We start from the raw sequence: 12468 nt of genomic DNA, 5'->3' as shown, positions 1-12468 counted from the left end.
TCGCGTGAAGGTCGCCTGCGTCGGTGGCGGACCCGCCAGCCTGTACTTCTCGATCCTGATGAAGCGGGTGGACCCGTCCCATGACATCACCGTCTACGAGCGGAACCCAGCCGGGTGGACCTACGGCTGGGGCGTGACCTACGTGGACGAACTGCTCAACAATCTCCACAATGCCGACCCCGAGTCCGCGCGCACCATCAGCGAGAACTCGTTCCGCTGGGACAGCTGGGTCGTGCACGTCCACGACCGCATGACGGTGACGGAGGAGCACGGGGACGAGGGCTTCGGCATCGGCCGGCGCCTGCTGCTCGACATCCTCGCCGAGCGGGCCCGCTCCCTCGGCGTGCGCATCGAGTTCGAGCGCGAGATCGCCGACGAGGACGAGCTGGCCGACGCCGACCTCGTCGTCGCCGGCGACGGCGTCAACAGCGTGCTGCGCGAGCGCCACGCCGACCACTTCGGCACCGAGGTCGCGGTCGGGCGGAACGTCTACATCTGGCTCGGCACCACCAAGGTCTTCGACTCCTTCACCTTCGCCTTCGTGGAGACCCCACACGGCTGGATCTGGTGTTACGGCTACGGATTCAGCAAGGAGCACAGCACCTGCGTCATCGAGTGCTCCCCCGAGACCTGGAGAGGACTCGGGTTCGACCAGGCGAACGAGGCCGACAGCCTGGCCCTCCTGGAGAAGCTCTTCGTCGACATGCTGGACGGGCACCCGCTGATCGGCCGGGGGCTCGCCGACCGCAGCGCGCACTGGCTGAACTTCCGCACCCTGACCAACCGGACCTGGTACCGCGGCAACCTCGTCCTGCTCGGGGACGCCGCGCACACCACGCACTACTCCATCGGCGCGGGCACCGACCTCGCGCTGGGGGACGCCGCCTTCCTGGCCAGCGCGCTGCACGAGGACACGCACCTCCAGCCCGCCCTCGCCCGCTACGAGCGGGAACGCAGATCCGCGATCCTGCCCACCCAGAGAGCGGCCCGCTACAGCGCCCAGTGGTACGAGAACCTCCCGCGCTACATCAGCCTTCCACCGGCGCAGATGTTCACGCTGCTCGGCCGGCGGCACTCCCCGCTGCTGCCGCACATCCCGCCGCGGCTGTACTACCGGATCGGCCGGGCGGCCGAGCAGTTCGCGTCGCTGCGCGGCCGGCTGGGCTCGAAGGCCACACGGAGCGCGCACAGCGGGGACCACGGATGAGATGACCGCGCGGTGACCGGCGCTCGGACACCCTCGGGCACCTCACCGATGCGCCGCCAGGCGGTGAGGCCGGCTTGTGATCCTCACTCACCAGGTCCGTGTCCGTGCGATGACCAGGAACTCTCCGTCGCCCTCCCCCACGGCCTGCCGCTCCCAGCCTCCGTAGATCCATTCCACGCTGAACCCCGCCGCCTGCAGGGATGCGCGTAGTTCCTCCTCGGCCCGAAAACGCAAGGTGGCGGTACTGACAAGCTCTTCGTCGGGAAAGACATAGTGCTGGGTGAAGCTGACAACACCACCCTGGACCGCGGTCACCCGGGTCCATCTGCCGACCTCGCGGCCGTCCGGCAGACGGACCCGCCGACGGGAGTCGATCGGGTTCCACCGCTCCCATCTGCGATCTTGAGGTTCCCGCGAGTCGAACACCAGCCGGCCACCGGGCACGAGTGAACGTTCGACCGCGGCGAGGGTACGGCCCCACTCGTCATCGTCGACGAAGAACTGAGCCACGTGGCTGGTCATGACCACCACATCGAACGACCGCTCCGGAAGCGTCTCCGCCGTACCCTCGATCCAGGTCACCTGCTCGGCACCCGGCTTGAGGCGAGCGGCTTGAAGTGATGCCCGGGCAGGATCGACGCCGGTGACCGTGTGGCCGGCCGCTGCCATACCCAGCGCCAGACGACCGGTGCCACACCCCAGGTCGAGCACCCGAGCCGCGGGGGTCTCGTCGACCACGGAGAGAAAGAAGTCGTCGTCGCGCGACCAAGGGCACTCGGCGTCATAGACCTCCACCAGCCGGGCATCGTTGAACTCGGCGTGTTCCATGGAGAAAAATGGTAGCCGTGCCGTTCGAACTCCGGCCGAGGCTCCCGGTGTCCCTCCCCCACCTCGTCGGACGCCTGGATCACCGCCCCGCGCGCACCGGCGCGGCGGCACTCCCCCGGCCACCGGCCGCGGTCCGGACGGCCTCGTCACGGCGCGCGAGAGCGAACACGGACCAGGCGACGGCGCAGACCGCGGCCGACAGCAGCAGAGCCCATCCGGTGCCCGCGGCGACGGCGGCACCCATGACGACGACGCCGAGGGTGGCACCGACCTGGCGCACGGCGTTGAGCAGGCCGCCCACCGCACCGGCCGTCCCCGCCGGGGCGACGCCGACCAGGGCCGCGACCAGGGCCGGCAGGGCGTAGGAGACGCCGAAGCCGGTCATCAGGAGGCCCACCGCGAGCCACGGGTAGCTCCCGCCGGTGAAGACCACGCCGGCCAGCACGGCGCCTCCGGCGGCCAGCAGCGCCAGACCGGCCAGGATCGGCCGGCGAGGCCCCACCCGTGCCACGATCCTGCCCGTGAACGGCGGGTTGGCTGCGAAGGGAACGGTCAGCGGCAGGAACGCCAGTCCGGTCCGCAGCGGGTCCAGGTGCCATTCCTGCTGCAGCAGCAGCGGCAGCACGAACAGGGCCCCGGTCAGCGCGAAGTTCACTCCCGCCGCGGCCAGCAGCCCGGCCCGCACCCGGGCCGACCCCAGCAGGGCCCGGTTCAGGACCGGCGCCTGGCTGCGGCGCTCCAGGTACCGGAACGCCGGCACCGACGCCCCGAACCCCACCAACGACCACGCAGCGTGGACCCACGCCCGCGAGCCGGCGGCGATCAGCGCGTCCGTGCACAGGGCCAGCACCGCGGCGGCCGCCAACTGGGCGGGCCAGTCGATCCGGCGGTCACCGCGCGGACACGCCACCGCCCGGCCCAGCGTCAGCACCAGCACCACCAGCCCGATGGGCACGTTGACCAGGAAGACCGACCGCCATCCGGCCAGGGCCACCAGGGCACCGCCCGCGATCGGACCGGCCGCCACGGCCGCACCGCTGGTCGCGGCCCACACCGACACCGCGCGCGCCCGCGCCGCGGGCTCCGGGTAGAGCCGGGCGATCATCGCCATCGAGGCGGGCACGCACGCCGCCGCGGCGACCCCCGAGACCGCGCGCAGGAGGACCAGGGCCGGCAGCCCCGGAGCGAACGCGCTGAGCAAGGACGCGAGCGTGAAGACCGCGATCCCGGCCCGGAAGAGCCGCTCGGCGCCGAAGCGGTCCGCCGCCGCTCCCGCCGACAGCAGCAGCGCGGCGAACGCCACGGTGTAGCCGGCGGTCGCCCACTGCAACCCGGCCATCGAGGTGCCGAGAGAGGACACCAGATCGGGCTCGGCGACCGTCAGCACCGTCATGTCCAGCAGCACCATGAAGTAGCCCAGCGAAATGCCCGCCAGCGCGCGGGCACGCCCCCGCCCCGGACGGGGATCCGCCGGCGCCGGCGCGGGTGAATTCAGAAAAGTCATGCCTGAGACAGCTCCCGAAGACAGAGGTGGGGATGACGTGACCCACTGTGCGTTCCGGCGGGCCTGCGGCTCCACCGCCCCGGCTGCACGTCCCGTTCGGAATTTCCGAACGCCCGGCCTCGTTCCTCTGCGCGTGGAGCTACGCCAGCTCAGGACTTTCGAGGCCGTCGTCCGGTACCGGACCGTGACCGACGCCGCCGTCGCGCTCGACCTCGCCCCCTCGTCCGTCTCCCAGCAGATCCGGACGCTCGAAGGAGCGCTCGGCGTGGTCCTGTTCGTGCGCGGCCCCAAGGGAATGGAGCCCACCCCCGCCGGGCAGCGGCTGCGGGGATGGGCGCGGTCGCTGCTCGACCAGGCCGAGCAGGCCACCCGCGACGTCAGAGGCGAACGGCAGCTGCTGCGGCTCGGCGCGCTGGAGACCCTCGCCGGCTCGCACGTGCCCCGTGTCCTCGCCCGATTCGCCGAACGCCGGCCCGACATCGAGGTCGAGATTCACTCCGAACGCGCCCGTGACGGACTCCTCGCCGACGTGATCGAGGGACGGCTCGAAGCCGCCCTGCTGCTGGACTCCGGCGACGACGTCGGCGGACTCGGCTTTCCCGCCCCCGCCGAACCGCTCGCCTTCGTCGACCTCGACCCGGTCCCCCTCGCGCTGGTGGCCGCGCCGACCCACCCTCTCGCCGCCCGAGCCGCCCTGACCCCCGGTGACCTCAGGCACGAGCGGCTCCTGGTCAACGTCCCTGAATGCTCGTTCTGGATGGCGGGGAACAAGATCCTCGGCTCCGGTCCCAAACGGATCAGAGCCGGAGGCGTCCCGGTGATGCGCTCGTGGGCCGAGCACGGGCTCGGAGTCTCGCTTCTCCCCCGGTTCGCGGTCGCCGACAGCCTCCGCGCCGGCACCCTGGTCCGGCTCGACCTCCCGCTCCCGGATCTCAGCCTGCGGCTCGTCTGGCGAGAAGACCGGGAGTCGCTGCCCGGCATGCGTGACGTCCTGTACGCCGCGGCCCGCCCCTGACCACCAGAGCCCCCGCTGGGAGAAGCGTTGTGTGAGCCCTCCGCACGCCAGCGGGGCGATCTTCGTGACCGACTGGCACCTGCGCTTCAGCGGGTATCGGCGGCCTGCCGTCCGGTCCGGCCCGCGCGCCGGACCACCGCTCTCAGCGTGGAGCCCATGTCCGCCGGGGAGGGCGAGCCGCTGGTCTACAGGGTGCTGCCGACCAGGAGGGCCAGGTCGATGAGGCGGTTGGAATAGCCCCACTCGTTGTCGTACCAGCCGACGACCTTGACCTGCGGGCCGAGGACGCGGGTGAGTTCGGCGTCGAAGACACAGGAGGCGGGGTCGCTGACGATGTCGGTGCTGACGATGGGCGCCTCGGTGTAGGACAGCAGGCCCTTGTACGGACCGGCGGCGGCCTGGGCGTAGGCGTCCTTGACCTCTTGCAAGGTGGTGCGGCGGCTGGTGGTGACGGTCAGGTCGGTGACCGAGCCGGTGGGGACGGGAACCCGCAGGGCGAAGGCGTCGAGACGGCCCTGGAGTTCGGGCAGGACCAGGCCGATGGCCTTGGCGGCTCCGCTGGAGGTGGGCACGATGTTGAGGGCCGCGGCGCGAGCGCGTCGCAGGTCCCCGTGCGGGGCGTCCTGGAGGTTCTGGTCCTGGGTGTAGGCGTGGACGGTGGTCATCATGCCGGAGTCGATGCCGACGGCGTCGTGCAGCACCTTGGCCAGCACTCCGAGGCAGTTGGTGGTGCACGAGGCGTTGGAGATGATCGTGTGGCGCTCCGGGTCGTAGGCGTCCTGGTTGACGCCGAGCACGATCGTGACGTCTTCGCCACTGGCCGGGGCGGCGATGATGACCTTCTTCGCGCCGCCGTCGACGTGCGCGCGGGCTTTGGCGGCATGGGTGAAGATTCCGGTGGACTCGATGACCACGTCCACTCCCAGGTCCCCCCACGGCAGGTCGGCGGGGTCGCGTTCGGCCAGGACCTTGACGGTCTTGTCCCCGATACGGATCGCACCGGGCTCGGCGGTGATCTCGCCGGGGAAGCGGCCCAGGATCGAGTCGTAGGCCAGCAGGTGGGCCATGGTCGCCACATCACCGAGGTCGTTGAGCGCGACGATCTCCAGGTCCGCGTCCCGGGCGGCTACCGCGCGGAAGACGTTGCGACCGATCCGCCCGAAGCCGTTGATGCCGATACGAACAGTCATGGTTCCTTCTCCTTGCGCCGACGAGGGGTGACGCGCCCCGCACGCGGCGGCTCGGGGGGCGTCCGGGAGAACATCATAAGCAACTTAAATAAGTATGCGATATATTTTTGGGATGGACGACACCTCGGACGACGACCTGGACGTGGACGCCTTCACCACGGCGGTCGAGAACTTCAACCGCTTCTACATCCGGCTCCCGACGCTGGAGAAGCTGTCGTTCACGACGCTGTCGGTGCTGGACACCCTCGCGTGCGGCGACGGCCCGATGCGGCTGACCGACCTGGCCAGGACCGAGCAGGTCAGCCAGCCCGGCATCACCCAGCTGGTCACCCGGCTGGAGCGCGACGGACTGGTAGAGCGCCGTCCCGACCCGAACGACGGACGCGCCGTCCTCGTCCACATCACCGAGGCCGGCCGGCGGATCGGCCGCTCACGCCATGACGACCGCACACGCCACCTGGCCCCGCTCGTCGCCCAGCTGAGCGCCGAACAGCGGCAGGCGATCGCCGGCGCGCTGCCCGCCCTGACCCGCATCGCGGAACTGGGGCGAGGCCGATCGTCGGACACCCCCACGCAGCCGGTCGCCGTCGAGGTCGACCCTGAGCGCTGACGAGCCCGATCCCCGCGACGTTCCGGCGTACACGGCCCCCATCCCGCCCGCTCCCAGCCGGCCCGCGATGCGGTACGGACCGATCCTGCGGGGGTCGTTGTCATCGATCGATGATCGCCCGGATGTTCCCCGCGAAAAGGCACGAGGCATAGTAGCCCCGGACAGATGTTGCAATGTGGTCAGAAAGTGATTAAAGATGCTGAATAGGCTGGGGATCAGCGAGCAGGAGGAGACCGTCTACGTCGAACTCCTGCGATGTCACCGGATGACGGTCTCCGACATGGCCGAGGCGTTGGACATGCCTGTGACGACCGCGACGGCCGCCGTGGCCCGACTCGTCGAACTCGGCCTGGCCACCCGCGACGACAGCGGGTTGCACATGGTCGTACCGCCCGACGTCGGACTCGGCACGCTGATCGCGCAACGGCAGTCCGCGCTGCAGCAGGTTCAGGGCAGGTTGGCGGAGCTGGTGGAGGTCTACCGGACAGGAGCCGCCGCGCCCGCGGGTGAGATAGAGGCGCTCAGCACGCCGGAACAGCTCACCACCTGGCTCGACAACATGGAGCGCGGCGCCAGACGAGAGGTGCTGGCCTTCTTCCGGCCCCCGTATGTGCTCGACGTGAACCTCGACGACTCCACCAACGCGCTGCCCACCTACCGTTACGTGTACGAACGCGCCGCTCTCGACGATCCGCGGGCGCCCGCCGAGATCGGCAGGTTCCTCAAGAGCGGGTACGAGATCAGGATCGCCGCCGAGCTGCCCAGCAAAATGATCATCGTGGACCGGGAGGCGGTGCTGCTGCCGATGCTGCTCGACCAGGCAAGCGTCCATCCGGGTTTCCTCCTGGTACGGGGGCAGTCCCTGGTCCACCTGCTGGTGGCGCTCTTCGAGCGGGTCTGGCAGGCGGCGACGCCGTTGCGGCTCACCGCCACGAGTGTGACCGAGGGGGTTCCCGCATGGGACGACGTCGACGTGGCACTGCTGACGTACCTGCTGTCCGGCATGCCGGACAAGACAGTGGCCAGCCGGCTCGGCACCAGCGAACGCACCGTGCAACGCAGGATCCGCCGGCTGATGAAGCTGGCCGGAACCGACAGCCGTATGCAGCTCGCCTGGTACGCCGCCAGGTCCGGCATGATCCCCTCGTGAGGTGATCGGAACGGCGCCGGGGCGCCCCGTCCGCCGCGCGGATGGAGCGCCCCGGCCCGTCGGGTCACCGCTGCAGTCGGTACGCCCGGGTCACGGTCTGCAGGACGGTGTTGCCGTCGGCGTCGGTGGCCTGTGCCCGCAGCGAGACGGACCCGCCGGCCTTCGCGGAGGCGGGGTTCCTGATCGTGCCGGTGAAGGCCGCGTCACCCTTGGCGGCGAGCCGCACCTGCTGCCAGGTGGTGCCGTCGTCGTAGGAGGCCCACAGCTTCGCCTCGGTGATCCGTGGGCCGGCCTTGCCCTTCGGGTAGCGCAGGCCGAGCCCGACACGGGTCGCGGACTTCACCGAGGCGCTGTTGGCCTGGTCGACATCGAGGTCGTAGTCGACCGACAGGACCGGCAGCGGCGTCCCGGCGCCGGCCTCCTCGGAGTGGAACGTCCAGTCGGTGTTCACCTTGGTGGAGGTGGTCCACCAAGGCTGGTCCCGCTGCGCGTCGACCACCAGGCGGTACTCGGCGCGCTCCGGCACCACCGGGAAGGCGACGACCGCTGACGGTGCGGATCCGAGCAGCTCACCGTTGCGGTACACCGTGGTCCGCTCCTTGTCGGTGAAGGCACGACTCATGAACCACTGGTCGGGCACCGTGTCGGACAATCCGCCCGCGTACACCACGGCGACGGCACCGTCCCGGTAGGCCGACTTGTCCAGCCCGCTTGGCAGCGCCGTACGGACCACCGCCTTGTTCCAGTCGCGGGACACCCGCTGACCGGCCTTGAGCACCGTCGGCGCGGTCTGCTGCCCGGCCTGGCCGGCCTCCCACACGGTGCCGACCTGCATCGCCTCCCAGGTCTTCACGTCGGCCGTGACGTATTGGGTGAGGGGGCGCGGCATGACGATCCGGTTGAAGAGCAGGTACGCCACGGTCTGCATCGGTGAGACCATCAGCCGGGAGTACCCGGCCTCCGTGCCGGGCACCGAGGCGTGGAACGACGACTCGACCGTGGCGAGCTCGTCCGTCCGTACCCGGTACCGCTGGTCGGCGGGGATGCCGCCCTGCCGATACTTGAGCAGTTCGTAGGAGTACGGGCTCACCGCCGTGCCCGTGAGCTCGACCTTGGCCCTGCCGCGGGCCGCCAGCTCCGCCAGCCGGGCACCCTGCGTGCCCGAGATGGTCATCGCCGGGATCTTGGTCGCCGTCACGCTCCAGTTGTCGGCGCCCCAGTTGCCGGGGTTGTCGTTGTAGATGACGACCGCGTCGGCGCCGGCCGCCGCGGCGTTGTCGACCTGCTGTTGCGGGGTGAGGTCGGCGCTGCGCTTCACCAGCGCGAGCCTGCCCTGGACCGCCTGCCCGGCGTAGTCCTGCGGCCGGCCGGTGCCGGCGTCCGCCACCCGCAGCACCCGCGTACCGTCGATGCGCGCCGAGCCGGCCCTGCCTCGGAAGTACACCGGCTCGATCGGCCCGCCACCGCGGCCGACGACCTGCGCCCGGAGTTCCGGCGCGCTGAGCGACCATCCGACGCGCGACTCGAAGTGGCTGCTGGTGACCTGCGACGGGATGGAGTACACCTTCGTCTCGCCGTTCATCCACTGCTCGACGCCGAACGCGTTCGTGTCGGTCGAGTTCTGGATGGCCAGGCCCAGCCGGAGCCTGTCCGTCTGGTTCGGCTTCGGGGTGTCGATGGTGACCGGGCCTGCCTTGCCGCCGTCGAAGGTGATGGTCCGGTCGGAGTCGATGAGGGTGCCGGGCTCTCCGCCGTAGGTGTACTCCCAGACGCGGTTCCCGTCGGCGCTGTAGTGGAAGATCTCCGCCATGAAGGCGTGCTCGCCGCGGGGCAGCCGCGCCACGACGGTGCCGTCCTCCCCGGGCACGTGCATGTCCGGCAGGCCCAGCTTCCCCAGACTGAAGTCATGTACGACGGCGACGCCGGTCGTCGGCTTGCCGTCCCGGTCGAGCACCTTGAGGGTGACGTCGAAGCGCTCCACGTCCCTGACGAAACCGACCGCCGTCGTCACGACCGTCTGGCCGTCGGCGGAGGTGGCGGTGACGTGCGCGCCGTGTGCCCCCGCCGCCGTGGCGGCCGTGTCAACGGTGACGCTCGCCGCGGCGGTGCCGTGGGCCGGCACGGTCACCGTTTCGGCGCCGAGGGTCAGCGCCCCGGCCGGCAGGTCCTCGCCCGCGCCCTTTGCCGACAGCGCCAGGGTGACCGGCTGGTCGCCGTCGTTGACGTAGTCGATCTGCTTGGTGGCCGGACCGCTGCCGGAGTCCCAGTCCGCGAGGCCGAAGTCGATCACGCCCGGCCCGTGGACCGGCTGCCGGACGGCGCGGCTCACGTCGACCCGGCCGGCGCCCTGGGAGTGCACCGGCGTACCGGCCGTGGTCTTCGCCGTGCTGATGAGCTGGCTCTTCAGCCGCGCGGCGGTCCAGTCCGGGTGCTCCTGGGCGAGGATCGCGGCGGCGCCGGCCACATGCGGCGTGGCCATGGAGGTACCGCTCGCGGTGGTGTAGGTGTCGTCCACCGGCGTGCCCATCGAGGTGCCGGTCGCACGGGCGGCCACGATCTTGAAGCCGGGGGCGGTGATCTCCGGCTTGAGCGCGCCGTCGCCCCCGCGGGGGCCGCGGCTGGAGAAGTCGGTGACCGCGTCGGCGGAGTCGACCGCGCCGACGGTCAGGGCCGCGTCGGCTGCGCCGGGTGAGCCCACCGTGGTCGCCCCCGGTCCGCTGTTCCCCGCGGCGATGGTGAACAGCACGCCGGTCTCGGCGGTCAGCTGGTTGACCGCCATCGCCATCGGATCGGTGCCGTCGGCGCCCTCCTGGCCGCCGAGGCTCATCGAGACGACCTTCGCGCCCGAGTGGGCGGCCCAGGTCATCCCGTCGAGGATCCACGACTCCATGCCGGCGCCCCCGTCGGCGAGCACCTTGCCCACGAGGAGCTTGGCGCCGGGCGCCACACCCTTGTACTTGCCGCCGGACGCCGCGCCGGAGCCGGCGATCGTGGAGGCGACATGCGTACCGTGGCCGTGGCCGTCCTGCACCGCCTCGTCCGGGACGAAGCTACGGCTGTCGGCGATCCTGTCGACGAGGTCGGGATGCCTCAAGTCCGCGCCGGTGTCCAGCACCGCGACCTTGACGCCGGCGCCGTCGTACCCGGCGGCCCAGGCCTCGGGCGCGCCGATCTGCGGCACGCTCCTGTCGAGCAGCGCCTTCACCTTGCCGTCCAGCCAGAGGCGCTGGATGTCGCCCGACAGCTGGGTCGTGGGAGTACCCGCCTTGGAGGTGTCGTCGTCGACGGCCTCCCAGAACGTGTCGCCCTGCTTCTTGTCCGCGCTGACGGCCGCTCCGCGGACGCCGGGCAGGCGCCGGGTGATCCGGCCACCGTCGGGCGCGCTCGGCTCGCCGGCCTTCTTGGCGGCCTTCTCCGAGTACCGCACGATCATCGGGATCGACTCGCTGTGCGCGTCGTCGTAGCCCTGGGCGATCAGCTGGGTGACGTTGAACAGCCGCTTGTCCACCTGGCCGGAGCCGACGAGCGCCTCGGCCTCCTTCGGCATCACGTACACGTCGGTGCCGACCGTGAAGGTGCGGATGTCGCTGATCGAGCGGTTGTACGGGGTCACGTTGACCGAGACGGTCTTGCCCGCCTGGCTGGTCACGGCGACCTGGTCACCGGTGATGAGGGTGACCCGCGCGGTGATGGCCGACGGCGCCGGTATGCCGGCGACCCCGTCGCCGGGGGCCGGCGACTCGCCGTGCGCGCTTCCGGTGCCGGCCGCGACAAGCGTGGCGGCGAGGGAGACACTGAGTAGTGCCGCCCTACGTCTGATTGGCATTGAGGGACTCTCTTTCTGCCGGCAGGGGGGTCGGCACCGGCAGGACAAAGCTTCGTCATGGAGAGACCGGCGACGCTACGACTGCACCTGGCGGACAGTGGACATGTCAGATCGTCGCCACTTTCCGGTCCGTGGGCCGTCAGCCCGCCGTACGAGCCCCCGAGCGCCTGCCAGCCCCGACGGATCCGGGCCGGCGGGCGGCCCGGCCCGCGCGTTCGGACGTCCATAATTGCCAGCTATGACGGATCTAGACGGCCTCGTGCAGAAGGCAGCCGATCAGCTGGTGGCCGGGCACGTCGGCGTGGTGGTCACCGCGCTCACCCCGGGCTCGGTGGAGACCCGGGGGCCGGGCGCACGGGTGGCGAGAACGGCGGCACGCCCGGCGCCGAGACCCTGTTCGAGATCGGCTCGGTGACCAAGGTGTTCACCGCCCTGGCCCTGGCGCGGCTGACCGTGGCGGGCACGGCCGAACTCGATGAGCCGCTGGCCGCACTGCTGCCCGGGGGGACGAGCGTGCCTTCACGGGATGGTCAGGAGATCACCCTTCGGCATCTGGCGACCCACACCTCGGGCCTGCCCCGCCCGCCCAAGGGCATGCTGCTGCAGGCGCTGCTCCGGCCGTCGAAGCCGGATCCGTACGCCGGACGCACCACCGAGTTCCTGCTCCGGGGGCCGGCCGGGATCCGGCTGGGCGCCACGCCCGGACGTCGATTCCGTTACTCCAACCTCGGCGCCGGGCTGCTGGGATCGGCGCCGGCGTGGTCGCCGAGGCGATCCGGCTCAGCCGCCGGATCGAACACCGGATCAATCCCTTCGCCTGGGCGCATCTCGGCTGGATGGGGCAGCGTCTGCATCCTCGGCAGGGCGCCCACCTCCGGATCTGGCACAACGGGATGACCGGAGGGTTCTCCTCCTTCGTGGGCTTCGACCCCGAGAAGGGCGTGGCCGTCGCCATGCTCAGCAACACCCGGCGGTCACTGGATCGCCCCGCCTTCGATCTGCTCCGCGTCTTGCAGACCGAGCACGCGTAGTGCTCCGTTCCTTCCCGGCACCGGTGCTCCCCGGGAAGACCGCCGGTCGATGACCGTACGGCGCCGGCCGGCATCGTCCACGGGCTGCGCACGAGCGATGCGGCCGT

At 71.1% G+C, this 12468-nt stretch carries 11 protein-coding genes; 7 read left to right on the top strand and 4 right to left on the bottom strand.

The window, feature by feature from the left end; all coding sequences use genetic code 11:
* Positions 1-4: 4 nt before the first annotated feature.
* The gene (locus tag SROS_RS20965) at positions 5-1207 is read left to right on the top strand and encodes an FAD-dependent monooxygenase (RefSeq protein ID WP_012890949.1); all 1203 of its coding nucleotides are present in this window, start codon (positions 5-7) and stop codon (positions 1205-1207) included.
* 87 nt (positions 1208-1294) lie between these two features.
* Here SROS_RS20965 and SROS_RS20960 read toward each other — a convergent pair whose 3' ends face one another.
* Positions 1295-2035 carry a class I SAM-dependent methyltransferase gene (locus tag SROS_RS20960; RefSeq protein ID WP_012890948.1) on the bottom strand — a complete coding sequence of 247 codons (741 nt, stop codon included), beginning with the start codon at positions 2033-2035 and terminating at the stop codon, positions 1295-1297.
* A 79-nt stretch (positions 2036-2114) separates the two neighbouring features.
* Positions 2115-3539 (bottom strand): MFS transporter, encoded by a 1425-nt coding sequence (locus SROS_RS20955; RefSeq protein ID WP_012890947.1) that lies wholly within the window; start codon positions 3537-3539, stop codon positions 2115-2117.
* A 133-nt stretch (positions 3540-3672) separates the two neighbouring features.
* Here SROS_RS20955 and SROS_RS20950 point away from each other — a divergent pair, with 133 nt between their 5' ends.
* A complete protein-coding gene (locus SROS_RS20950) occupies positions 3673-4554 on the top strand; it encodes a LysR family transcriptional regulator (RefSeq protein WP_012890946.1) in 882 nt (293 codons plus the stop codon).
* Between the two features lie 185 nt (positions 4555-4739).
* Here the strand turns inward: SROS_RS20950 and gap are convergent, their stop codons facing one another.
* Positions 4740-5744 (bottom strand): type I glyceraldehyde-3-phosphate dehydrogenase, encoded by a 1005-nt coding sequence (gap, locus tag SROS_RS20945; RefSeq protein WP_012890945.1) that lies wholly within the window; start codon positions 5742-5744, stop codon positions 4740-4742.
* Positions 5745-5856: 112 nt separating this feature from the next.
* Here gap and SROS_RS20940 point away from each other — a divergent pair, with 112 nt between their 5' ends.
* A complete protein-coding gene (locus SROS_RS20940; RefSeq protein ID WP_043652497.1) occupies positions 5857-6354 on the top strand; it encodes a MarR family winged helix-turn-helix transcriptional regulator in 498 nt (165 codons plus the stop codon).
* 196 nt (positions 6355-6550) lie between these two features.
* Complete coding sequence (locus tag SROS_RS20935) at positions 6551-7504, top strand: helix-turn-helix domain-containing protein (protein ID WP_012890943.1); 954 nt, start codon at positions 6551-6553, stop codon at positions 7502-7504.
* A gap of 64 nt (positions 7505-7568) precedes the next feature.
* Here SROS_RS20935 and SROS_RS20930 read toward each other — a convergent pair whose 3' ends face one another.
* Positions 7569-11330: a S8 family serine peptidase gene (locus SROS_RS20930; RefSeq protein ID WP_012890942.1), complete on the bottom strand. Its 3762-nt coding sequence runs from the start codon at positions 11328-11330 to the stop codon at positions 7569-7571.
* 238 nt (positions 11331-11568) lie between these two features.
* Here SROS_RS20930 and SROS_RS53045 point away from each other — a divergent pair, with 238 nt between their 5' ends.
* The 3 genes from SROS_RS53045 to SROS_RS53035 are packed head-to-tail and all read left to right on the top strand — an operon-like array spanning position 11569 to position 12361.
* Complete coding sequence (locus tag SROS_RS53045) at positions 11569-11745, top strand: hypothetical protein (RefSeq protein WP_169369200.1); 177 nt, start codon at positions 11569-11571, stop codon at positions 11743-11745.
* Positions 11742-12227 carry a serine hydrolase domain-containing protein gene (locus SROS_RS53040; protein WP_245564687.1) on the top strand — a complete coding sequence of 162 codons (486 nt, stop codon included), beginning with the start codon at positions 11742-11744 and terminating at the stop codon, positions 12225-12227. The genes SROS_RS53045 and SROS_RS53040 overlap by 4 nt, the downstream gene beginning before the upstream one ends.
* On the top strand, positions 12122-12361 hold the full coding sequence (locus SROS_RS53035) for a serine hydrolase (RefSeq protein WP_245564754.1): 240 nt from the start codon (positions 12122-12124) through the stop codon (positions 12359-12361). Before SROS_RS53040 ends, SROS_RS53035 begins: the two co-directional genes overlap by 106 nt.
* Positions 12362-12468 lie beyond the last annotated feature (107 nt).

It is taken from the genome of Streptosporangium roseum DSM 43021, from assembly GCF_000024865.1.
Taxonomy (GTDB): domain Bacteria; phylum Actinomycetota; class Actinomycetes; order Streptosporangiales; family Streptosporangiaceae; genus Streptosporangium; species Streptosporangium roseum.
This window is presented reverse-complemented; position numbering and strand designations above follow the sequence as displayed.